20 protein-coding genes are annotated in these 23,216 nt (G+C 70.7%); 4 read left to right on the forward strand and 16 right to left on the reverse strand.

The window, feature by feature from the left end; translation table 11 throughout:
• Window positions 1-71: 71 nt before the first annotated feature.
• Window positions 72-1,211: an N-acetylglucosamine-6-phosphate deacetylase gene (gene nagA, locus AAEP80_RS00855; RefSeq protein ID WP_420366831.1), complete on the forward strand. Its 1,140-nt coding sequence runs from the start codon at window positions 72-74 to the stop codon at window positions 1,209-1,211.
• Between the two features lie 26 nt (window positions 1,212-1,237).
• On the opposite strand, the gene AAEP80_RS00860 is transcribed toward nagA, so the two are convergent.
• Window positions 1,238-2,260: a TerC/Alx family metal homeostasis membrane protein gene (locus AAEP80_RS00860; RefSeq protein WP_420365606.1), complete on the reverse strand. Its 1,023-nt coding sequence runs from the start codon at window positions 2,258-2,260 to the stop codon at window positions 1,238-1,240.
• 57 nt (window positions 2,261-2,317) lie between these two features.
• On the opposite strand from AAEP80_RS00860, the gene AAEP80_RS00865 reads away from it, so the two are divergent.
• Window positions 2,318-3,502, forward strand: a complete 1,185-nt coding sequence (locus tag AAEP80_RS00865) for a MalY/PatB family protein (protein ID WP_420365607.1) — start codon at window positions 2,318-2,320, stop codon at window positions 3,500-3,502.
• Window positions 3,503-3,505: 3 nt separating this feature from the next.
• On the opposite strand, the gene nagB is transcribed toward AAEP80_RS00865, so the two are convergent.
• Both nagB and AAEP80_RS00875 read right to left on the reverse strand, forming a co-directional pair.
• A complete protein-coding gene (nagB, locus tag AAEP80_RS00870) occupies window positions 3,506-4,291 on the reverse strand; it encodes a glucosamine-6-phosphate deaminase (RefSeq protein WP_420365608.1) in 786 nt (261 codons plus the stop codon).
• A 42-nt stretch (window positions 4,292-4,333) separates the two neighbouring features.
• Window positions 4,334-4,945: a hypothetical protein gene (locus AAEP80_RS00875; RefSeq protein WP_420365609.1), complete on the reverse strand. Its 612-nt coding sequence runs from the start codon at window positions 4,943-4,945 to the stop codon at window positions 4,334-4,336.
• A 36-nt stretch (window positions 4,946-4,981) separates the two neighbouring features.
• On the opposite strand from AAEP80_RS00875, the gene AAEP80_RS00880 reads away from it, so the two are divergent.
• Complete coding sequence (locus AAEP80_RS00880; RefSeq protein WP_420365610.1) at window positions 4,982-5,461, forward strand: NUDIX hydrolase; 480 nt, start codon at window positions 4,982-4,984, stop codon at window positions 5,459-5,461.
• 101 nt (window positions 5,462-5,562) lie between these two features.
• Here the strand turns inward: AAEP80_RS00880 and AAEP80_RS00885 are convergent, their stop codons facing one another.
• From AAEP80_RS00885 to AAEP80_RS00900, 4 genes are read right to left on the reverse strand one after another with little or no spacing between them, the layout of a single operon-like run.
• Window positions 5,563-6,633 carry an ABC transporter ATP-binding protein gene (locus AAEP80_RS00885; protein ID WP_420365611.1) on the reverse strand — a complete coding sequence of 357 codons (1,071 nt, stop codon included), beginning with the start codon at window positions 6,631-6,633 and terminating at the stop codon, window positions 5,563-5,565.
• Window positions 6,630-7,499, reverse strand: coding sequence for an ABC transporter permease (locus tag AAEP80_RS00890; RefSeq protein ID WP_420365612.1), 870 nt, complete (start codon window positions 7,497-7,499; stop codon window positions 6,630-6,632). Before AAEP80_RS00890 ends, AAEP80_RS00885 begins: the two co-directional genes overlap by 4 nt.
• A complete protein-coding gene (locus AAEP80_RS00895) occupies window positions 7,496-8,461 on the reverse strand; it encodes an ABC transporter permease (protein WP_420365613.1) in 966 nt (321 codons plus the stop codon). The genes AAEP80_RS00890 and AAEP80_RS00895 overlap by 4 nt, the downstream gene beginning before the upstream one ends.
• Before the next feature lie 5 nt (window positions 8,462-8,466).
• On the reverse strand, window positions 8,467-9,612 hold the full coding sequence (locus tag AAEP80_RS00900; RefSeq protein ID WP_413600778.1) for an ABC transporter substrate-binding protein: 1,146 nt from the start codon (window positions 9,610-9,612) through the stop codon (window positions 8,467-8,469).
• 185 nt (window positions 9,613-9,797) lie between these two features.
• On the opposite strand from AAEP80_RS00900, the gene AAEP80_RS00905 reads away from it, so the two are divergent.
• On the forward strand, window positions 9,798-10,235 hold the full coding sequence (locus tag AAEP80_RS00905; RefSeq protein WP_420365614.1) for a YdeI/OmpD-associated family protein: 438 nt from the start codon (window positions 9,798-9,800) through the stop codon (window positions 10,233-10,235).
• Window positions 10,236-10,372: 137 nt separating this feature from the next.
• On the opposite strand, the gene AAEP80_RS00910 is transcribed toward AAEP80_RS00905, so the two are convergent.
• From AAEP80_RS00910 to AAEP80_RS00950, 9 genes are all read right to left on the reverse strand, one after another.
• On the reverse strand, window positions 10,373-11,251 hold the full coding sequence (locus tag AAEP80_RS00910) for an NAD(P)H-hydrate dehydratase (RefSeq protein ID WP_420365616.1): 879 nt from the start codon (window positions 11,249-11,251) through the stop codon (window positions 10,373-10,375).
• On the reverse strand, window positions 11,241-11,990 hold the full coding sequence (locus AAEP80_RS00915; protein WP_420365617.1) for a histidine phosphatase family protein: 750 nt from the start codon (window positions 11,988-11,990) through the stop codon (window positions 11,241-11,243). Before AAEP80_RS00915 ends, AAEP80_RS00910 begins: the two co-directional genes overlap by 11 nt.
• Window positions 11,991-12,014: 24 nt before the next feature.
• Entirely contained in the window at window positions 12,015-12,980 is a 966-nt protein-coding gene (locus AAEP80_RS00920; RefSeq protein ID WP_420365619.1) for a hypothetical protein, read from the reverse strand.
• Between the two features lie 292 nt (window positions 12,981-13,272).
• On the reverse strand, window positions 13,273-16,281 hold the full coding sequence (locus tag AAEP80_RS00925; protein ID WP_420365620.1) for an alpha-mannosidase: 3,009 nt from the start codon (window positions 16,279-16,281) through the stop codon (window positions 13,273-13,275).
• A gap of 29 nt (window positions 16,282-16,310) precedes the next feature.
• Entirely contained in the window at window positions 16,311-17,207 is an 897-nt protein-coding gene (locus AAEP80_RS00930; RefSeq protein ID WP_402727187.1) for a carbohydrate ABC transporter permease, read from the reverse strand.
• A complete protein-coding gene (locus AAEP80_RS00935; protein WP_420365621.1) occupies window positions 17,207-18,157 on the reverse strand; it encodes a carbohydrate ABC transporter permease in 951 nt (316 codons plus the stop codon). Before AAEP80_RS00935 ends, AAEP80_RS00930 begins: the two co-directional genes overlap by 1 nt.
• Window positions 18,158-18,262: 105 nt before the next feature.
• A complete protein-coding gene (locus AAEP80_RS00940; RefSeq protein WP_281265926.1) occupies window positions 18,263-19,621 on the reverse strand; it encodes an extracellular solute-binding protein in 1,359 nt (452 codons plus the stop codon).
• 260 nt (window positions 19,622-19,881) lie between these two features.
• The gene (locus AAEP80_RS00945) at window positions 19,882-20,712 is read right to left on the reverse strand and encodes a PhzF family phenazine biosynthesis protein (RefSeq protein WP_420365622.1); all 831 of its coding nucleotides are present in this window, start codon (window positions 20,710-20,712) and stop codon (window positions 19,882-19,884) included.
• A gap of 77 nt (window positions 20,713-20,789) precedes the next feature.
• Complete coding sequence (locus tag AAEP80_RS00950; RefSeq protein WP_420365623.1) at window positions 20,790-23,165, reverse strand: lamin tail domain-containing protein; 2,376 nt, start codon at window positions 23,163-23,165, stop codon at window positions 20,790-20,792.
• Between the last annotated feature and the right edge of the window lie 51 nt (window positions 23,166-23,216).

Here is a 23,216-nt window from a genome sequence, read left to right on the forward strand (position 1 = left end):
CATCCGGTACGTCCGGCGCGTCCGGCGCGTCCGGCGCGTCCGGCGCGTCCGGCGCGTCCGGCGCGTCCGGCCTGGAGGCTCGGCGCACGCTGGTCCGCGCCCGTCACGTCGTCGACGTGTCCGGGTCCACCGCCGACGGCTGGGTCCTGGTCACCGGTGACACCATCCACGCGGTCGGCTCCGGTCCCGAAGCACCTGCCGCGGACGAGGTCGTCGAGCTCGGCGACGCGATCCTGACCCCCGGGTTCATCGACCTGCACGGGCACGGTGGGGCGACGGAGTCCTACGAGGACGACTCGTTCGCCGAGTCGCTCGCGATGCACCGGTCCCACGGCACGACCCGATCGGTGCTGTCGCTCGTCGCGAACCCCGTCCCCGCCATCGCCGACTCGCTCGCACAGATCCGCGCCGTGATGGACACCGACCCGCTCGTGCTCGGTGTGCACCTGGAGGGGCCGTTCCTCTCCCCGCACAACAAGGGCGCCCACAACGAGTCGTTCCTGATCGATCCGACCCCGGCCGCGGTCGACGAGCTGCTGTCGGCCGGCGACGGTGTCATCCGCCAGGTCACCATCGCACCCGAGCTGCCCGGCGCCCTCGACGCGGTCCGCATCTTCGTGTCCGGCGGCGTGGTCGTCGCGGTCGGGCACACCGTCGGCACGTTCGACCAGGCACGCGCCGCGTTCGACGCCGGCGCGACGGTGCTCACCCACGCGTGCAACGCGATGCCGGGCCTGCACCACCGCGCGCCGGGGCCGATCGGGGCCGCCGTGGCGGACGACCGTGTGACCCTCGAGCTCATCCTCGACGGCGTCCACGTGCACCCGGTCGTCGCGGAGACCCTGTTCCGCGCGGCCCCGGGGCGGGTCGCACTGATCACGGACGCGATGGGGGCCGCCGGCGCCGCGGACGGTTCCTACACGCTGGGCTCCCTCGACGTCACCGTGACGGACGGCGTCGCCCACGTCGCCGGGACCGAGACCATCGCGGGGTCGACGCTCACGCAGGACGTCGCGCTGCGGAACGCCGTCACCCTCGCCGGACAGCCGCTCCCCGCTGCCGTCGCGGCGCTGACGAGCGTGCCCGCCCAGGCACTCGGGCTCGGCGACCGCCTGGGCCGTCTCGCGCCGGGGTTCGCCGCGGACCTCGTGGCGCTGTCGCCGTCGTTCGAGGTGCAGCGGGTCTGGGCCGACGGGCGTCCCCTCGACTGAACACCCCCGGCAGCGCGCGGCGGGCGTCAGTCCGAGGTGCGGACGGGCTGCTCCGTACCGCTGTCCTGGTCGCTCGTGGCACCGCCGTCGTGGCGCAGACGAACGACGCTCGCCAGCGTCGACGCGGCCATCGCCACCAGGATGACCACGAGCGACACCCACGTCGGGATCTCCGGCGCCCAGGCGAAGCCGTCCCCGCCGTTGAGAAAGGGCAGCTCGTTGCCGTGCAGTGCGTGCAGCACGAGCTTCACGCCGATGAAGGCGAGGATGAACGCGATCCCGTACTTCAGGTAGACGAGCCGCTCGAGGAGTCCACCGAGCAGGAAGTACAGCTGCCGCAGGCCCATCAGGGCGAACACGTTCGCGGTGAACACGATGAACGCGCTCTCGGTGATGCCGAAGATCGCGGGGATCGAGTCGAGCGCGAAGAGCAGGTCGGTCGTGCCGATGGCGATCAGGACGACGAGCAGCGGCGTGAAGTGTCGGACGCCGTCCTGCGTGGTGCGGAACTTCATCCCGTCGAAGGTGTCGGTCAGGCGCACGCGTCGGCGCAGCAGCCGGACGACGAGGCCGTCCTTCTCGTCGTCGCCGTCCTCGTCCCGGAGCTGCTGGATCGCCGTCCAGATCAGCCAGGCGCCGAAGAGGTAGAAGATCCAGGAGAAGTCCTCGATCAGCTGGGCTCCGACGAGGATGAAGACGCCCCGGAGCACCAGCGCGATGATGATCCCCAGCATGAGGACCTCTTGCTGGATCTGCTTCGGGACCGAGAACCGCGCCATGATGATGACGAAGACGAAGAGGTTGTCGATGCTGAGGCTGTACTCGGTCAGCCATCCGGCGACGAACTGCCCGGCGGGCTCCCCGCCCGCGAAGACGAACATCGCCACGGCGAAGACCAGCGCGAGCCCGACGTACAGCCCGACCCAGATCGCCGACTCCTTGAGCGTCGGAACGTGCGGACGACGGGCGACGATGAGCAGGTCAGCGAGCAGGATCGCGACGAGGGCGATCATCGAGCCGACTTCGAACACGACAGGAAGTTCCGGCATGCCTCCAGTCTGAGGCACCGCTCAGCACAGCGCGACCACGGTGCGAGGATGAGTCCCATGAGCGTCATGGTCTCCGTGTTCGATGCCAGCCGGTCCCGCACGAGCGAGAAGTACACCGCCTACCCGCCGGACGTGCTGCCGATGTTCGTCGCGGAGATGGACAGCATGCTCGCCGAACCCGTGCGGGATGCCCTCGTGGCCGCCGTCACCGCCGGGGACACCGGGTACGTCGGGCACGGCAGGGCCCTGCCCGAGGCGTTCGCGGACTTCGCGGGCGACCGGTGGGGGTGGAAGGTGAACCCCGACCTGGTCCGGACCACCACGGACGTGTCCGTCGCCGCGGTGGAGGTGCTCCGCCGGGTGATCGAGCCAGGCGACCAGGTCGTCATCATGCCGCCCGTGTACCCGCCGTTCTGGGAGTACGTCAGCGAAGCCGGCGGCTCCGTGACCGAGGTGCCGCTCATCGCGCCGGACGGCCCAGCGGACCCGTTCGACACCACGGCCGGGTGGCGGATGGACCTCGACGGCGTCCGTCGTGCGTTCGCCGACGGCGCCCGGACGGTCCTGCTCTGCAACCCGCACAACCCGCTCGGACTCGTCCACGACCGCGCGTCGCTCGTGGCACTCGCGCAGCTCGCCGCGGAGTGGGACGCCGTGGTCGTCTCCGACGAGATCCACGCACCGCTCGTGCACGCCGACGCGACGTTCACCCCGTTCCTCGACTCCTGCCAGGAGGCAGCCGCGCTCGGCGTCGCGTTGACGAGCGCGAGCAAGGCGTGGAACCTCGCCGGTACCAAGTGCGCGCTGATGGTCGGCGCGTCGGACCGGGCACGCGGGTGGTTCGACGGGCTCCCGGGCGAGGTCGTCGAGCGCACGGGCATCCTCGGGTACACCGCGAGCGTCGCCGCCTTCCGCGAGGGCGGTCCGTGGCTCGCGTCGCTGCTCGCCGAACTCGCCGCGAACCGGCGGATCCTCGCCGAGGAGCTCGGGACCGCACTCCCGGGAGCCGTGCACCGACAGCCGCAGGCGTCCTACCTGTCGTGGATCGACCTCGGGGCGCTGCCGTGGGGCGACGACCCCGCGGCGGTGCTCGTCGACGACGCGAAGGTGGCGCTCGCCAGCGGACCGGCGTTCGGGCGGCAGGGGCGCGGCTTCGCCCGGCTCAACTTCGGGTGCTCGGCGGAGACCCTGCACGAGGGGCTCAGCCGACTGCACTCGGCCTACGCCGCCCGATCGGTGTGACGCCTACTCGAACAGCTGCCAGGACGGCTTGTTCGCGTACGTGTACTTGTAGTAGTCCGCGAGCCGGAGTCCGGCTGCTGCTTCCTCGTCGACCACGACGGTCGCGTGCTCGTGGAGCTGCAGCGCACTCCCGGGCACGAAGGAGGACAGCGGCCCCTCCACCGCGGCCGCGATCGCCTCGGCCTTCGCCGACCCCTGCGCCACGAGCACCAGCTGCTGCGCCTCGAGGATCGTGCCGAGCCCCTGCGTCATGCAGTGCGTCGGCACCTGGTCCAGACTGTCGAAGAACCGGGCGTTGGCCTCCCGCGTCGACGGTGCGAGCGTCTTGATGCGGGTCCGTGACGCGAACGAGGACGTCGGCTCGTTGAAGCCGATGTGCCCGTTCGCCCCGATCCCGAGGATCTGCACGTCGATCCCACCGGCGGCACGGATCGCGGCGTCGTACTCCTTCGCCGCGAACTCGATGTCCGCAGCACGACCGTCCGGCACCCGGACCCGCGACGCGTCGAAGCCCAGCGGCGCCACCACGTCACGCGCGATCACCGACGCGTACGACTCGGGGTGCTCCAGCGGGATCCCGACGTACTCGTCCAGGGCGAACCCGCGCGCTTCGGCGAAGGAGATCTCCCCCGCGTCCACGCGGCGCTGCAGGTCGGTGTAGATGTCCTGGGGGCTGGACCCGGTCGCGAGACCGATGACGGCTGACGGCTTCTTCGCCACGACCGAGGCGATCTTCGCCGCAGCGACGCGACCGACCTCAGCAGGCGTGGGCAGGATGATGATCTCCACGGGCACATCCTACTGGTCATGACCAGTCCGCGACAGGGCCGATCAGTCCTCCAGCGCCACGAGCTCCGGCGTCGACCCGAGCGCGCGGAGCGCACCGCGGAGCGACCACGCCGACACCGCCACGATCAGCACGGCGAGCACGAGCACGACGATCCCGGCCGACCCGGCGAACGCCTCGAGGGCGGCGAGCAGCACACCGACGCTGACCCCGAGCACGTGGACCAGGACGGTCGCGGGGAGCGCGGTCTGCTGCACCCGGGCGAACCGCACGAGTGCACGGCGATCGGCGGGCTCGACCGACGACGCGTGCCCGTCGGCGATCGCCTGCTGCACCCGTCCGAGCCGTTCCGGGTCGACGTCGGTCGGGGCGACCCGACGACGATCCGCCATCGTCCAGAGCACGAGTTCGACCGCGACGACGAGGTACGCCAGGAGCGCCGCGGTCCCGATCAGGACAGCGACCGAAGCCGGCGACGAGGACCCGCGGACGAGTCCGACGACGAGCCCGACCACCACGACACCGAGCGAGGCGAACAACGCGAGTCGCCGACCCGGGGTCACGGCGCGCACCACCCCGGCGATCGCGAGTCGCCATCCTGCGGCCCAGACCCCGTGGTCCGCCCGAACCTCGAGCGCCCTGCTTGCGCGTGCCATGGTCCGAGCGTATCGACCCATCGGTAGCGTGGCGGCATGCCGACGCCCGACTTCGTCCTGTCCCTGCGCGAGAAGATCGGGAACGCCCCGCTCTGGCTGACCGGCGTGACGGCCGTCGTCACCCGCGGCGAGGGCGACGACCGCGAACTGCTCGTGGTCCGGCGGGCGGACAACGGCGCCCTGACACCCGTGACCGGCATCGTCGACCCCGGTGAGGAACCCGCGGTCGCGGCCGAGCGCGAGGTCCTCGAGGAAGCGGGCGTCGTCGCGGTCGCCGAACGGCTGGTGTGGGTGCAGACCCTGCCGGAGATGACCTACGCGAACGGGGACCGTGCGCAGTACATGGACCTCGTCTTCGCGTGCCGGTGGTCGTCCGGTGAGCCGTACCCGGCCGACGGCGAGAACACCGAGGCGTTCTGGGCCCCGGTCTCCGCGCTGCCGGCGATGTCCGAGAACATGCGGGAGCGGGTGCAGGTCGCCCTGGCGGGCGAACCGGAGGCGCGCTTCCAGCGCTGACCGGCACCGCCACCAGAGCCGCGGAAGCGACAGATCGTGCCCAGATTCCTGCGGCATTCTGTTGCTTTCACGACCCTGGACCTGGCCCGGACCGCGGACAGTCAGGCGATCGGTGCGATCGCGACGGGTGCGCCGAGGAGGCGCACGGCGACGGCGTCGCCGGTCGCGTGGCGGTCGCCGACCTCGTGCTGGACCGTGACGACGGTGTCGTCGTCGAGGCGGACGGTCGTCCGTCGGATCGATCCGAGGAAGCTCGACGAGACGACGGTGCCGGTGACGCCGTCCGACGCGAACGCGATGTCCTCCGGCCGGACGTAGGCGAGCACCGGGCCGTCGGCGGCGGACTGGTCGAGCGCCGGCACGCGGAACCCGTACACGAAGACGTCCCCGCCGCGGAGGTCCCCGCGGAGCCGGTTCGACTGCCCGACGAAGTCCGCCGTGAACGCCGACGACGGCGAGCGGTAGAGCGCTTCGGGCGTGCCGATCTGCTCGATGCCGCCCGCGTGCATCACGGCGATCCGGTCGGAGACGGCGAGCGCCTCCTCTTGGTCGTGGGTGACGAACACCGTCGTGATGCCGAGGTCGGTCTGGATGCGTCGGATCTCGTCGCGCAACGACACCCGGACCTTGGCGTCGAGGGCGGACAGCGGTTCGTCGAGGAGCAGCACCCGCGGCCGGGTGACCAGCGCACGCGCGAGCGCCACACGCTGCTGCTGCCCGCCGGAGAGCTGGTGCGGGAAGCGGTCCGCGAAGTCCGCGAGGTGCACCATGTCGAGCGCGTCGACCACACGGGTCTTCCGTTCGCCCGTCGGCACGCGGCGCATCTCGAGGCCGAAGGCGACGTTCTGGCGCACCGTCATGTGCGGGAACAGCGAGTACTGCTGGAAGACCATCCCCATGTCGCGCTTGTTCGCCGGGGTGCTCGCGACGTCGGCGCCGTCGATGCGGATCGCGCCGGCGTCGATGCCCTCGAGTCCGGCGAGCGCCCGGAGCGCCGTCGTCTTGCCGCAGCCCGACGGGCCGAGGAGCGACAGGAACTCCCCCGGCTCGATGCGGAGCGACAGCCCAGCGAGGGCGAGGTGGGTGCCGTAGCGCTTCTCGACCGCCTCGAGCTCGACGACGGCGCCGGCGGCTCGGAGCGACGCGGGTGCAGCGGGGGCGATGGTGGTCATGCGGACTCCTTGGAGGTGCGGCGCGTGCCGATCCGGCCGATGGCGACGAGCAGCACGAACCCGAACACCAGGGCGCCGAGCGAGAAGACCGCCGCGACGTACGGGTCGGTCTGCTGCACGAGCACGAGCCCGGTCTGGAACGTCGTGCGGGAGAGGAACGATGCGAGCGTGTACTCGCCGAGGACGACGGTGATCGTCAGGAAGCACGCCGCGATGATGCCGCGTCGGAGGTTCGGCAGGAGGACCCGCCAGGTCACCGTCCACCACGAGGCGCCGAGCGAGCGTGCGGCCTCGGACAGGGTGGTCATGTCGGTCGCGGTGATGGCGGCGGCGATCGGGCGGAACGCGAACGGCAGCGCGATGATCCCCACCGCGAACGCCAGGGTCCACGCGCCGGAACCGAAGACCTGGGAGACGACCTGGTAGACGGGCACGAAGCCGACGACGAGGACCACCGCGGGGACCGTGATCGGCACGATGCAGACGAACTCCAGGATCCGGCGGAGCCTCGGGTACCGCAGCGCGGTGATGATCTGCGCGGGCAGGAGCACGAGCAGCACGATCGCCACGGTGATGAGCGCGATCACGAGCGAGGCGCCGAGGCCGTCGAACACCGGCTGGTAGGTCGCCCGGTTGACCGGGTCGACGATGGCGGCGTAGTGCGCGCCGGTCAGGGCACCTGAGGTCCCCTGGCGGAAGGTGAACTGCACGAGGGCGGCGATCGGGACGGCGAAGACCACTCCGATCACGGCCAGGACGATCGCGGCGGTGACCCGGGACGGGGCGGCGCCGAAGCGTGCCGTGGTGCGCCGCGACCGGCGCCGGCCGGTCTGCGTGACGCGGGGCGAGCCTCCCGTCGCGGTCATCGCTGCCACCTCGATGCGCGACGCTGCAGGAGCGAGTACGCGCCCATCACGACCGCCATCACGACGACCATGCCGAACGCGAGCACGCCGGCGACGTTCTGCAGGCCGATGATCGTCTCGCTCGTGAGCTGGGCGCGGATCGTCAGCGGGACGATGCCACCCTGCGAGATGAGCGCAGCGGCCGTGGCGAACGACGAGAAGCCGTTGGCGAAGAGCAGGAGCAGCGATCCCCAGAACGCCGGTGCGAGCACGGGGAGGGCGATCCGGCGCCAGTACGTCCAGCGGCTCGCCCCGAGGGTCGCGGCGGCCTCGCCCCACTGGGTCTTCACGCCCTCGAACGCCGGCATGAAGGTGAGCACCATCAGCGGCACCTGGAAGTACACGTAGGGGAGCACGAGACCGGGGACCGTGTAGAGGAACGCACCGCCGGAGTTGATGTCCCAGTGGAACGTCGACGCCAGCCACGTCGTCACCAGCCCCTGGGCGCCGATCGTGGCGATGAACGCGAAGGCGAGCATCACGCCGCCGAACTGCGCGAGGACGCTCGCGGCGGAGTCGATCATCGAGCGCACGATGCCGTCGGGGGCGAGCGACGACAGCGCCCAGCAGACGATCGCGCCGACGACCGCACCGACGATCGCGGACACCGCGGAGAGCCCGAACGATGCGCCGAACGCCCGGAGCACGCTCGGGTCCGCGAACGCGGCGAGGTTCGCCAGCGTCGGGCGTCCGGTCGCGTCGAAGAACCCACTGCCGACCGCGATCACCGCGGGGACGGCGAGGAAGAGCACCACGTAGGCGGCGAACGGGGTGAGTCCGAGCCACGCGACGCCGCCGCGGCGCCGGACACGGGGTCCGGCACCGCGGCGGGTGGTGGCATCGGCGTGCTCGCTCGTGACGAGCGTCGCCGCGGGCGTGATGCTCGCTGCGGCCGGCGCGCCTGGTGCCGATGCGGTGGTCATGCTGGTCAGGAGCCCATCGTGGCGGACCACTTGGCGGCGAGGACCTTCGATGCCGCTGCGACCTGGTCGTCCGTCAGCTCGACGTAGTCCTTCGGCGCACCGCCGGCGGCGTCGAGGGCGTCCTGGTCGACCTTTCCGGACTTCTCGAGTGCGGCGAGCGTCGACGGGAAGGCACCGGCCTGCAGGTAGAGGTTCTGTACGTCGGCGCTGGCGATCCACTCCTGCCACAGGCGGGCTGCCGCGGGGTGCGGGGCGTCCTTGTTGATGGCCTGCGAGTAGTACGAGCCGAGCGCCTGACCCTTCGGGACCACGGTCTTCCAGTTCTTGTTCCCACTCGTCCCCGCAGCAGGGCCCCACGCCAGGTTGTTGTACGACCACTGGACCACGACGGGGGTCTCCCCAGAGGCGACAGTGGCCTGTGTCGGCAGCACGTTCTGGAAGTTGCCCGCCTGCTTGAGCTTGCCGAAGTACTCGACGCCCTTGGTGATGTCGTCGGCCGAGCCGCCGTTCTCGAGCGCCGCCAGGTACACGGCGGACGCTGCCTGGTTCGCCTGCGTCGGGTCGCCCGAGATCGAGACCTTGCCCTTGTACTCGGAGCCGAGCAGGTCGTCCAGGTCCTTCGGGGCCGACTTGATCTTCGAGGAGTCGTAGCCGATCGACATGAGGCCCGTGTAGTCACGCGTCCACTTGCCGTCCGCGTCCTTCAGGTTCGTCGGGATGTCGCTCCAGTTCGCGACCTTGTAGTCCGTGAGCAGGTCGAGGTTCTGCTGCATGACGGCGTTGCCGAGGTCGAGCACGTCCGGTGCCGTCGACTGGCCCTTCTGCGACTTCACGGCGGCGACCTCGTCGGCGCTCGACCCGTTCGGGTTCGCGGAGTTGACCGTGATGCCGTACTTCTTGGTGAAGCCGTCGATGATCTTGCCGTAGTTCGCCCACGACGGCGGCAGCGCGATGACGTTGAGCTGCCCCTCCGCCTTCGCCGCCGTGACGAGGGCGTCCATGCCGCCGGCGCTCTCGGCGCTCGTGGCGGTCTTCCAGTCGGCGTCGCCGCCGCTGCCGGTGGACGCGGAGCTCGTCGCGGAGCAGCCGGCGAGGGTGACGACTGCGGCTGCGGCCAGGGCGAGGCCGGCCAGGGTGCGCTTGTACTGCACGGAGAGGTGCCTTTCGGGTGGCGTTCGAGGTGACGTCCTGTGGTGCGCCGGTGTCGCGTTCGGTGCTGCGGCCGGCGCCGTGTTCGGTGGTGCGTTCGGGATGATCGTGGACGCGGCCGGTTTCGCGTTCGTGCTGCGACGGTGAACGGTGGCGGAACGTCGGGGAGCGGTTGTACGTTCGGCCTGTGGAGTTCACGACGACGGTGCTGCAGGCACGCAAGACGGCGACGGGCCTGCCCGTGCCGGCCGAGGTCATCGACGCGCTCGGCTCGGGGAAGCGCCCGCCGGTGGTGGTCACCCTGAACGGCGGGTACACCTACCGGTCGACGGTGGGCGTGATGAACGAGCAGTTCCTCGTTCCGCTCTCGGCCGAACACCGTGCGGCATCCGGCCTCGCCGCTGGTGACACCGTCACCGTCTCACTCGTGGTCGATGCACAACCCCGGACCGTGGACCTGCCGGAGGACCTGGCGGCGGCGCTGACCGAGGCGGGCGTCCGCGCGGCGTTCAACACGCTGTCGAACTCCCGCCAGCGGGCGCTCGTCGACCCGGTGGTGCAGGCGAAGGCACCGGAGACGCGACTCCGGCGCATCGAGAAGGCCGTGGAGTCACTGCGCGCCTGAGTGGTGCGGGCCGCGCGGGTGGGGCGGGTGGCTTCGCGCGTAGGAGGTGGAATCGCGCGTAGGTGGCGTGGTGTTCCGACCTCCTCCGCGCGAGAAGGCTTCCGAATGCGTCGGGTGTGGGTTGGAACGTGCACGTTTCAGGCGCCGAGTTCGACCAGGACGCGCGGGATCTCGGCGAGGAGCTCGCTCGCCAGGTAGCCCATCGGCCCCACCTGCACCGCGAGCCGGTCCCCCGCGGCAGCGTGCACGTGCGTCGCCCACACCACCGCCTGGTCGACGTCGGCACCGCGGGCGAGCAACCCGGTGATCGCGCCCGAGAGGACGTCTCCGCTCCCGCTCGTCCCGAGCCCACCGGAACCGGTTCCCATCACCCACGTCCGGCCGTCCGGCGCCGCGACGACGCCGGCGAACGAGACCACGGCGCCGTACCGCTCCGCGATCTCGAGCGCGTCCGCAGCGTGGCCGTCCACCCCGTGGTCGTCCGTCGTGTCGCGCCCGAGCAACCGCCCCGCCTCGCCGGAGTTCGGGGTCATGACGAGCCGACCGCGCAGCGGCTCGAGCTCCTCGACGACGTCGGCGGCCACTCCGAGCGCGAACGCGTCGAGCACCACGACGGTGTGGTCTCGGACGGCCCCGCCCAGCCCCCGCACGAGGTCACGGGCGCCGTCCGGCTCGTCGAGCCCCGGCCCGACGAGCACGGCGTCCGCGCTGCCCAGATCGGCTCGGACCGATGCGATGGCCCCGACGGCGACGTGCCCGTCGTCGTCCTCTGCGAGGGCCTCGACACCGGACTCGGGCAGCGCGACCGCGACCTGGCCGGCGACACTCCGTGCGACCGCGAGCGTCAGCCGCCCGGCACCGACGCGGAGTGCAGCGACGGCAGCGAGCATCGCGGCGCCCGGTGTCCTCGCCGCGCCACCGACGACGAGCACCTGGCCGCGGCCGTACTTGCCGACGCCGGCTCCCGGCAGCGGCCAGGCTCGGAGGAAGTGCGGCGTGATGACTTCAGACGGCACGGACGTCGTCCTTCCGCCCGCTGTGCTCGGTGACCTCGGCTTCGGAGTCATCGACGAGGTGCTCGACCGCGGAGAACTCCTCGAGCGCCCACGGCGCACCCACCGCGTCCCGCCGGAGGCGCGTGAGGGACGCGTTCTGGACGGTGTGCGACTCGGCGAACTCCGTCAGCGCCGGCTCGTCGAGGTCGAGGCACACGGCGACGGCGAGCATGACGACGGCGTCGTGCGCGGCGATCACCAGTCGCTCCGGCTCGTCGAGCCGGTCCACGTCGACCATGAGCGAGCGCAGGCGGAGCAGGACGTCCGCCCATGACTCGCCGCCCGCGGGTCGGTGGTAGTACTTCCCGAGCCACCGCCGTCGGCGTTCTTCGTCCGGGTACCGGTTCCGCACGCCGGCCAGCGTGAGCAGGTCGAGCACGCCGAGTTCGCGATCCCGCAGCCGTTCGTCCACTCTGCGTGACGGCAGCGCGAGCCCACCTGCGTCGAGCGCGAGGTCGATCGTCTGCTGCGCGCGACGATACGGCGAGACCCAGAGCGCGACCGGGACGTCGTCGACCCCGCGGGCGGCGAGCTCCGGGCCGAGGGCGCGCGACTGTCGTTCCCCGAGCAGGCTCAGCGGGACGTCGGCATCGCGGTGCTCGACCTCGATGACGTCGGCGCCCGCGGCATCGGCCTGTGCGGCGGCGACGTTGGCGGTGGACTCCCCGTGGCGGACGAGCCAGATCTCGGTGACGGCCATACCGCCACGCTAGGCCTGGTCCGGTCACGCCGCGGCCAGGATCGCGCTCGGCCCCGGGCGGACGGCACACGGGAGCCCCGCTGCCCGGAGTCGATGCGCCAACGGCTCCGGGAGGTGCAGATCACGCCACTCGACCCGCACGACACGGCGGACGTCCGGCGAGGTGAGCAGGAGCTCTTGCCGTCGTTTCTCGTCGATGAAGGCGTCGGCAGGGGACCTGCCGGCCAGGTACCGCTCCTGCGTGTACTTCGCGCGACCGTCGATCTCGACGACGACACCCTGCTCGGGGAACCAGAAGTCGACGACGATCCGGCGCCCGTCGAGCACGAACTCCTGCTGCAGGACCGGCTCCGGGAGCCCGAGTTCTCGGAAGACCACTCGTGCGAACGACTCCGCCGGCGAGCCGGAACGCGCGTCGGCGAGCTCCAGCACGAGTTCGGCCGTGCGCCGACCACGAGCCGCAGGGTACGCGGCGAGTGCGTGGTCGAGCTGGGCGGCGGACACCCCACGACGAAGCGCAGAATCCGCCAGGACCACCGCGGAGCGGACGTCCCCCGTGAGTGCCACGTCGATCACGGTGCGTTCGACGGTCGTCGCCGTCACCCGTCCGTCCCGCGCGACCCCCGACGCCCCGAGCGGACGGGTGTGCAGCACGAGACCCGGGCTCCGGCTGCGGTACCGGGACCTCGGCACCGTGACGTGGACGTCCTCCGGCCAACCGGCGAGCCACGCGAGTCCGTGCAAGGCGGCCGCCGAAGCGTGCGACGCCGAGGCCGGTGCGCCCAGCCGGAGCAGCCTGGCGTGCACACGTGTGACGTAGCGGGTTCGGGGGCCGGCGGCGTTCCAGTCGAGCGCCCGCACGAACGCGTTGGGACCGACTCGGACGAGCTGGTCGGGGCCGGGACGAGCAGTCCGGCGGCGCATCGCTGAGCCGGACCGGCCGGCTTCTCGGGTGGGCGTGGACCTGTGGATCGGGAGTGGCTGTTCCATGTCACCCACGCTGCCGGACCGGCCACCTGCACTGGCGCGGTGCGGCGCCGACGGTGGACGAGCCTCCAGGCCGGCGATCTGTGGAGGGCTACCGCTTCCCACCCACTTCATCCGCGATGGAAAGCGGAATCGCGCGTAGGAGGTCGGAACAACCGACCTCCTACGCGCGTTTCGGCCTCCCACGCGCGAAACAGCTGCCTACGCGCGAAACGCCCCCACCCACGCGGAGCTGCCACTCCGCGCGACACGACGCCGGACGAGCGCACCCGTGCCCGTCCGGCGTCGCGGTCCTCTACGCCCGCCGCACCCGCAGCGTGACGATCTCGAACGGCCGCAGCGTCAGCGACACGGGCGAGCCTGCGTCCCACGACGTGCCGAGCGGCCGCTCGAGCAGGTCCACCTGCGCCACCGATGCGACGTCGAACCCGAAGTCCACGCCGACATCCGTGGCACGACCGCCGAGTCCCTCGTAGAGCCGCACGATGACGTCCCCCGACCGGTCCTCGGCGAGCTTCACGGCCTCGACGAACACCTGCGGCGACGACACGACGACGAGCGGCGACACCGGGGCCGAACCGGCGACCGTGCGCACCGGCAGGTTGAGCCGGTACCCGGAGTCGGCGGCGTCCAGCACCGACTCCCCGACGCGCAGCACCGTGCGGAACACGTGGTGCCCCTGGTCGGCGTGCGGATCCGGGAACGTCGGGCCGCGGAGGAGCGACTCGCGGACGAGCGTCGTCGTCCCGCCGTCGGCACGCGTCGACCGGGTGATGTCGTGCCCGTAGGTCGAGTCGTTCGCGACGGCGACACCGAACCCGGGCTCCGCGACGTGCACCCACCGGTGCGCCGAGGTCTCGAAGCGGGCGAAGTCCCACGACGTGTTCTGGTGGGTCGGCCGGTCGATGTGCCCGAACTGGATCTCGCTCGAGGCGACGCTGGCCCGCACGTCGAGCGGGAACGCCAGCTTCAGGAGCTTCTGCTGCTCGTGCCAGTCGACCTCGGTCTCGATGGTGAGCTCCGGTTGCCCGGCGACGGCCGAGTAGCGCGTGGTCACGGTCGACGAGCCGACCGGACGGACCACGACGAGCGAGTCCCCCTCGACCGACACCGACGTGGCCGACAGCGCGTTCCCGTTGCGCTGGTACGCGCGGTCGATGTCCCACGCCTCCCACTGGTTCGGGGTGTCGCGGAACACGGTGTACTCCGCGGCGACCGTCCCGGGCGCGATGGCGTCGCGTCCGGTCGCGTGCTCGACGAACGACACGACGTGGCCGGCCGCGTCGATGGTCGCCACGACCGCGCCGGTGTCGAACACGAAGTGGTCGCCGGAGCGGACGGGAGGCACGGCTTCCGGCTCCGAGCCGAGGGAACCACCCAGGGCGGTTGCGTCCCCCGCACTGACCGGCGACGCGTTGAACCGCACGACGGTCCCGTCGGTCGAGCCGCCCGCGAGCGCGGTCGTCGCGTCGCCGATCAGCCCCTCGAGCGTCTCGGCGACGAGCCGGTAGTTCTCCTCGGCGTTCTCGTAGACCCACGCGATCGAGGAGCCGGGCAGGATGTCGTGGAACTGCTGCAACAGGACGGTGTGCCATGCCGCTTCGAGCTGCTCGTAGGGGTAGTCGAGCCCGAGGCGCACGGCAGCGGTCGCCGCCCAGAGTTCGGCCTCGCGGAGCAGGTGCTCGGAGCGACGGTTGCCCTGCTTCGTGCGGATCTGCGACGTGTAGGTCCCGCGGTGGAACTCGAGGTACATCTCGCCGGACCAGACGCCGGGGACGGGGAGCTCCTGCTCGAGCTGCTCGAACACCTGTGCGGGCGTCCCGAGGTCGACGCGGGGCGAGCCGTCGACGTCGTGCTGACGGTGGGCTGCTGCGACCATCTCGCGCGTGGGACCACCGCCGCCGTCGCCGAAGCCGTAGAGCAGCATCGACGTGTTCGCGGTGCCGCGCTCCTTGTTCTGCCGCTCCCCGCGGTGCAGGTCGGCGGGCGAGACGTCGGAGTTGTACGTGTCCGCCGGGGGCAGGTGCGTCAGGATGCGGGAGCCGTCGATACCCTCCCAGTGGAACGACGTGTGCGGGATGACGTTCGTCTCGTTCCACGAGGGCTTCTGCGTGACGAACCACTTCGACCCGGCTGCCCGGACGATCTGCGGCAGCGCCCCGGTGTACCCGAACGAGTCCGGGAGCCATGCCTCCGGGGTGTCGATGCCGAACTCCTCGAGGAAGAACCGCTTGCCCGCGACGAACTGCCGGGCGAGCGCCTCACCGCCGGGCAGGTTCGTGTCCGACTCGACCCACATGCCGCCGACCGGGATCCACCGTCCTTCGGCGACGCGCTGCTTGATGCGCGCGAAGATCGACGGGTACTCGTCCCGGATCCACGCGTACTGCTGGGCTGACGAACACGCGAAGGTGAAGTCGGGATCGCTGTCCATCAGGTCGAGCACGTTCGAGAACGTCCTGGCGCACTTGCGCTTCGTCTCCCGGACCGGCCAGAGCCAGGCGGAGTCGATGTGGGCGTGCCCCACGGCGATCGCCCGGTGCGCCGCTCCACTCGCGGGGACGGCGAGCACCGGTGCGAGCACCTCGCGGGTGGCTGCGGCCGTCCCGGCGACGTCGTCCGGGTCGAGCGCATCGGCGGCCCGCTCGAGCGCCCGGAGGATGTCCGCGCCACGGGTGCCGTCGGTCGGCAGCTCCGCCATGAGCCCGCGGAGCACCCAGAAGTCCTGCTGGAGCTCCCACACGGTGTCGTCGCGCTCGACGACCTCGAGCGCGCGGAGCCGGTAGATCGGCTCGTCGCCGGCGGTCTTCCGGGACCCGAGCGGCGTCGCGCCCTGGAACGAGTCGCCGCCGATGTCCGGGTTCGCTCCTGCCTCGACGTAGAGCTCGAACGACTCCCCTGGTCCGACGGCGAGCGGCACGGCGTTGTTCCGCGGCTCGATGGCCTTGATCGTGGTGCCGTCCGGCCGGTACGCGAGTCCCTCGGCCTGGAACCCGGGGTGGCGCTTCGTGAACCCGAGGTCGACGAGCAGCTCGGCGGTCGTGCCGTCAGCGGTGCCGAAGTCCTCGGGCACCGTACCCGTCACCTTGAACCACGTCGTGCCCCACGGACGGCCGCCCCACGCCGAGCCCACCGTGAACGGCGTGAACTCCTGCGTGACGGCGTCGGCGAACGGCACGGGTTCGTCGGGCACCTCCCACGCCGTCACCGTCACGGGTGCCGACCGGCGGTGGACCGCCGGGTCGATCCGGTCGCGGACGAGGCGGGCGATGCGGGCCTCGACGAGCGGTTCGTCCTTGTGCATGGAGTTGCTTCCTTTCGCAGGGAGTTCGATCAGCCCTTGATGCCGCCGGCGAGGGCGTTGCCGCCGCCGAGGCCTCGAGAGACGACCACGTAGAGCGCGATCACGGGCACGGAGTAGAGGATCGAGAACGCCGCGAGCTGCCCGTAGGCCACGGCGCCGTACTGCCCGAAGAAGTTGAAGATGCTCACCGCGGCGGGCACCTTGTCGGGCGACAGGAGCAGGACGAAGGGGACGAAGAAGTTCCCCCAGGCCTGGATGAACACGAAGATGAACACCACGGCGATCCCGGGACGCATGAGCGGCACGACGATGCGCGTCAGCGTGGTCATCATCGAGGCGCCGTCGGTCCACGCCGCCTCCTCGAGCGAGATCGGCACGGAGTCCATGAAGTTCTTCGCCATCCAGATCGCCATCGGCAGGCTGGACGCGGCGAGGAAGAAGATGCAGCCCCACACGTTGTCGATCAGGTTGAGCGACACGAACAGGCTGTAGACGGGCACCATCATCGCCGTGATCGGCAGGCAGGTGCCGAACAGGATCCCGTACAGGAACGGCTTGTTCACCCGCATCTTGTACCGGGACAGCGGGTACGCCGCCAGCAGCGCGACGACCACCGTGATGAGCGCGCACCCGCCGGAGAGCAGCAAGCTGTTCGCGAGCGGGATGAACGACAGCTCCGGTGTGAGCACCTTCGTGAAGTTGTCGAGCGTGAACTGCGACGGCACCTTCACCGACAGCGAGGCGTTCGCGTCGACCGATGCGAGCACGAGCCACAGCAGCGGCACCGCGAAGCAGATCGCCACGATGAGCAGCACGATGTTCGACACCCAGCGCATGGTCCGTCCGCGGGGAGAGGTCATGTGCAGCGCACCGGGAGCGGTCACGGATCGGGTGGTCGTGTCGGGACGAGCAGCGGTGATCGCCATCAGTCCACCTCCGGCTTCAGCGCCCGGATGTAGACGATCGAGAAGAGCGCCCCCACCACGAGCAGGATGGTCGCGATCGCGGTCCCGAAGCCGAGCTGCGAGAACTTGAACGCCTCCTGGTACGCCAGGATCGGCAGGGTCGACGAGTCCGTTCCCGGACCGCCGGCGGTCATCACGTAGATGAGGGTGAACACCGACAGCGTCTGCAGCGTCGTCAGCATGAGGTTGGTGGAGATGGACCGCCGGATGACCGGGAGCGTGATGTAGACGAGGCGCTGCCAGCCGGTGGCGCCGTCGACCTCGGCCGACTCGGTGATCTCCTCGGGGACCTCCTGGACGGCGGCGGAGTACACGAGCATCGAGAACGCGGTGCCGCGCCAGATGTTCGCCAGGATGATGCTGAGCATCGGGAGCGCGTACAGCCAGTTCGGCCCGGTGATCCCGATCAGCCCGAGGAACGAGTTGAGCGTGCCCTTGTCGTTGAAGAACGCGTACGCGGCGAACGCGGCGACGATCTCCGGCAGGACCCAGGCGGCGACGACGAAGGTGCCGACGAGCCCGCGGATGACCTTGTTGGCGTTCCGCATGAGGAGTGCGAGCCCGAGACCGACGACGTTCTGGCCGACGACGGCCGAGGCGATGAGGAAGACCAGCGTCAGGACGACCGACTTCGGGAAGTCCTTGTCCTGGAACAGGTCGATGTAGTTCTTGAAGCCGATGAACTCCTGGTTCGCGGCGCCGGCGCCGGTCAGTGCGGAGTTCGTGAACGACCCGTAGAACGACGAGATCACGGGGCCGAGCAGGAAGATGACGAGGAGGACCACCGCGGGGAGGAGCGGGACCGCTCGTCCCACGTTCCGCAGTGCGCGCCGCTTGCGCGGCACGGGTGGGTCGGTGCGCTTCGGCGAACCGGGCGCCGACAGCGTCGGCGCGATCGGGGTGCTGGTCATGCGGGTGCCGCCTTCATGGGGTGCTGACGGAGCTCGAGTGGGTGGGGTCGGACTGGAGGCTCGTGGCGGGGCCGCAACGAGCCTCCAGTCCGTCATGTGGTCACGTCAGCCGACGTCGACCGTCTTGTCCTTGCCGACCACGCCGATCAGGGACTGGTCGTACGTCGCAGCCGCCTGTTTCGGCGTCTGCTGGCCGGTCATCACCGATTCCATGGCGACCTGGATGGCGTTCGAGATCTGCGAGTAGTCACTCGTCGCCGGGCGGAAGTTCGTGTGTTCCACGAGCCCGGAGAAGAACTTGAACGTCGGGTTGGACGCGTCGTACTTCGGGTCCTCGGAGACGTCCTTGCGGACGGCGATCTGCGAGTTCTCGATGTCGTACTTCATCGAGCCGTCCTTGTTCAGGAACGTCGAGATGAAGTCGAACGCGGCCTGCGGGTTCTTCGAGTTCTTGCCCACAGCGAGCGTCCAGCCACCGGACATGCTGTTGTAGCCGGGAGCCTGGCCGTTCTGCGTCGGCATCGGCGCCTGGCCCATCACCGTCGACCAGTCGGCCCACGGAGCGGTGCCGGACTTCAGCCAGGTGCCGGACTGCCACGACCCGTCGAGGTCGATCGCGAGCTGGCCCTTGGGGAGCCAGGTCTGCGCGATCGTGGTGCCGACGTTGGTGTCGAGCGCCTGCTGCGGTGTCGGGCCGAGACCGCCCTGGTAGACGTCCTTGATGAACTGCAGGGAGTCCTCGAACTGCTTCGAGCCGGTGACCCACTTGCCGTTCTTGTAGAGCGTGTTGCCCTTGCCGTCGGCGCCGTACAGGAGCATCTCGAAGCCCTGCATCGTCGACGCCTCGCCCTGCGGCTTGCCGGAGTAGACGTTGAACGGGATGACGTCGGGCTTCTTCTCCTTGATGGTCTTCGCCGCCGCGAGCACGTCGTCCCAGGTCTTGGGCTGCCACGGGACCGGGAGGCCGACCTCCTTGAAGATGTCCTTGTTGTACCAGAGCGCACGGGTGTCGGTACCCATCGGGACGCCGTAGATCTTGCCGTCGTCGCCCTGACCCGCCTGCTTGGCGTTGTCGTAGAACTGGTCCCACTCCTTCCACTTCGCCGTGTACTTGTCGAGCGGCAGGAGGTAGCCGGCCTCGGCGTCGGCCTTCACGAGGAAGGTGTCTTCGTACATGACGTCGGGAGCGGTGGCCGGCGCCTTGTTCATCAGCGCGAGCTTCGTGTAGTAGTCGTTCTCCTGCGCCTGGATCGGCACGAGGGTGACCTTGACGCCAGGGTGCTCCTTCTCGTAGGTCTTCTTGACGACCTTCATCTGGGCGTCGAGCTGTTGGAAGGAACCGAACTTCTGGTACGCGATCTTGATCGTGTCACTCGAGGCGGACCCCGAGCTCGAGCAGCCTGCCAGGCCGAGCGCGGCGACTGCCACGGCTGCGAGTCCGGCGATGATTCGGGTGCGTTTCATCGGTGCTCCTTTGCACAGGTGATGTGTGCGCGGGCCCCATCGCTCGCGTACAGGGGTTACTCCACCGTATGGACTTATTGCTTGTCAAGGGGTTCCGGGAGATTGGCGCACGGTTCGTGACCCGGGGGTGCCCTGTCTCGCGCGGGGACGGAGGGTCGACTCGCGCGTCGAAGGTCGAAACGCGCGTCGGAGGTCAGGTTTTCCGACCTCCTACGCGCGATCTGGCTTCCTCTCGCAGGCGTTGTGGGCGAGTTCGCGCGTCAGATCGGGGTCGCGCCGCCCCGGACGGTGATGCCACCGGACGCGGGGACGTCCACGTGCAGGATGCTCGGGCGGCCGACGTGGCGGCCCTGCCGGATCACGACGTGGTCCCCGGCGCAGGCCTTGCCGATCGCGCGGAGGTAGGCGCCCGTCGACGCCGCAGCGGATCCCGTCGCGGGGTCCTCGGTGATGCGGCCGACCGGGAAGAGGTTCCGCGCCTCGTACTCCCCCGGGCCCGTCGGGTGCAGCACGGTGACCGTGCCCGCCCAGCCGCGCTCGCGCTTGAGGTCGGCGAGCGCCGCCGGGTCGAAGCGGAACTGGTGGAAGCGCTCCGCGTCGCCGAGCACCACGACGGGGTGCCAGTTGCCGGCGTAGGACTCGAGCAGCGGGTACCCGTCGGCGACGTCGTCCGCGGTCAGGCCGAGCAGCTCGAGGAGCGCAGCGGGATCGAAGTCCCGGGTGGCCGGTTCGACGCTCGTCATCGCGACCTGGACCGCTCCGTGCTCGTCCCGCGTCGCGTCGAGTGCGATGTCGCCGGCGATGGTGGTGAAGGTCCGCGGGCCGATGCCGTGCCGTTCCGCGAGGGCGACCGCGAGCGCGACGGTCGCGTGGCCGCAGAACGGGACCTCGGCGCCCGGCGAGAAGTACCGGACGCGGAGGCCGTGTGCGGTCTCGCCCGTGACGAACGCGGTCTCGGGGTACCCGACCTCGGCAGCGATCGCGAGCATCTCCTCGGCGGACAACGCGCTGGCGTCGAGGACCAGTCCGGCGGGGTTGCCGCCCCCTGGTTCGGAAGCGAAGGCGGTGTAGCGGAGGACGTCTGGCTGCATGCTCCCAGCGTGTCACGCCCGGGGCGAGACTCGCGCCCGGCGACAGTCCTCGCGGCCCACACCGCGAGGACCGTCGCTCACGCCGAGACTCGGCCCCGCACCCCACGGCGGCGACGCGCGACCAGCACGCCGGCACCAGCGGCGAGGAGCAGCAGCGCTGCGGCGATGCCACCCGTCAGGTCGGTGCCCGTGAACGCCAGCGCACCCGTGACCGGGTCGATCGTGATCGTCGTCCACCCGATGAGCGTCCCGTCAGCAGCCGTCACGGCGATCCGGTGGGGCCCAGCCTGCGCGTCAGCCGGGATCGTCACCCGCACGCTCCCGTCAGCCGCGACCGTCACCGTGCCCAGCAACGTCGGCGTCGAGAACATCCACACGTTCACCCGCTGCCCCGCGTACTGCGCCCCCACACCGATCGTGATCGTCTCACCCGGACGCGCCGACGACGGCGCCGTGACCGTGCCACGGTTCGCATCCGTCAGCGACGACTCCGACGGAGCAACCGGCGCCGAACCAGCACCAGGAGCAGGCGTCTGACCGGCACCCGGGACTGTGCCAGGGTCCGTCGGGTCCGTGCCCGGGTCCGTGGGGTCCGTGCCCGGATCGGTCGGCGGTGTGCCACCGTCGTCGGTGCCCGGGTAGGTGCCCGTCCGCAGCGAGAAGCCGTCGGTGTCGTTGTCGTCCGCGTAGAACGTCCGGCGGACCCCGTCGGTGCTGCCGTCCGTGATCGCGAAGCCCTCGTTGGCGAGCGCGCGGTCGGCGTTCGCCGGCGCTTCGTACACGGTGTCGAGCGTGAAGACGCCGTCCTGGACGGTGTACAGCGCCGTCCGGCCGGCGCAGGCGTCGTCGCAGACCACCCAGAGCGCGTCGAGCGTCGGGTCGAACTGCACGTCGGCGACGACCGCGAACGGCGAGGCGATCGTGGCGACCCGCTGGAACGAGCCGTCGTCCATCAGGGCGTATGCATAGGTGCTCGCGGTGCCCTCGACGCCGACGAAGAAGAGCCCGGCACCGTGTCCGGGGTAGGTCGACGGGGAGTACGCCGCGCCGGTGTGCTCGTCGGTGAAGCCGTGTGCGGTGAGCCAGGCGTCGGGGATCCAGCTGACGCCCTCGAGGCCGGAGTTCGCACCGAGGCCCGGGAAGTCGGCCGCGAGGTTCCACTCGTCCGTGGCGTTCAGCGTCCGCTCGGAGCCGTCGGTCGTGGCGAAGCGCAGGACCGCCGGACGACTCGTCGAGGACACGTCGTTGTTGCGCTCCGTCGAGACGTAGACGGCGCCGGGGTCGTCCGACGTCACCGTGACCCCCTCGGCGTCGGGCGTCCCGGAGCCGTCGGCGTAGTGCAGCGTGGTGCCCGCCGCGTTCGACGGTGCCCAGCCCCCCGCGCCGTCGGAGACCATGCGGTAGAGCAGGCCGTCGCCGTTCTGGACACCCCAGAGCACCCCGCCGTCCTTCGCGGTCGCAGCGGGCTGCCAGTCGAGGCCGCTCAGGTCGCCGGAGAAGGTGTCCTCGTCGTCGAGCACCGTCTCGTCCGGGCTCCCGGGCCAGGCCTTCGCCGTGATGACGCCGGCGAATTTGTTCGCGGCGCCCTTCGTCGGCGAAGCGGTCACGGCGAAGTCGCCCGTGCCGTCCGGGTTCCGGCCGTAGGTCGTGGCGGCGTGCGCGGTCCACGAGTACGAGTCGACGAGCTCACCGGTCGGGCTGAACAGCCGCGCGGAGTCGGCCTTGCCGAGCCCGAAGCCGAAGTCGGCCTCGTCGAGGACGGTGAACCCGCCGGCGGCGATGGTCGTGCTGGCCGGGATCGGGTAGCCGTGGGTGTCGTCGTCGTCCTTGAAGACGTACCCGCCGAGGTCGACCGAGGTCGTGCCCGTGTTCGTCAGCTCCACCCAGTCACCCGGGACACCGTCCTGCGACTCGACCTCGTTGATGCGCACGGGGGAGGAGCAGTCGTTCGCCGCACCCTTGGTCGACTTCGTGGTGTCGACGAGGTCGCCGGTGCCGTCCGGGCAGCGACCGTACGTGACCTTCGCGTGCTGCTGGTACGCGAAGTCGAGGACGAGCGCGCCGGTGGTGTCGAAGATCCGGACCTCGTCCGGGTTCCCGAGCCCGAAGTCGAAGCCGTCCGCGGTGGTCGACTTCCCGTTCAGCACGAAGTACCCGCCGGGTGCGACGACCGAGCCCGCGGGGAGCACGTAGGGGGTGTGCGCGTCGCTGTCGTCGAGCATCGAGTACCCGCTGATGTCGATCGCTGCGGACGAGGTGTTCTTCAGCTCCACCCAGTCGACGTCGTCGCCGTTGGACTCGACCTCGTTGATGACGAGACCGTCGGGCGCGGCGGCGGTCGGAGCGGCGGTGCTCGGCGTCGCGGCGACCGCCGGAGCGCTGGCGAGGACGCCGGCGACGAGCACGGCACAGGTCGCGGCTGCTACGCCGAAGCGGAGGACAGGGGTGGGCATGCAGGATCCTTCGAGCGGGACGGCGGGGACCTGCACGACTGTTCAGCACCC

It is taken from the genome of Curtobacterium sp. L3-7, assembly GCF_048756585.1.
In the GTDB taxonomy this organism is placed as follows: Bacteria; Actinomycetota; Actinomycetes; order Actinomycetales; family Microbacteriaceae; genus Curtobacterium.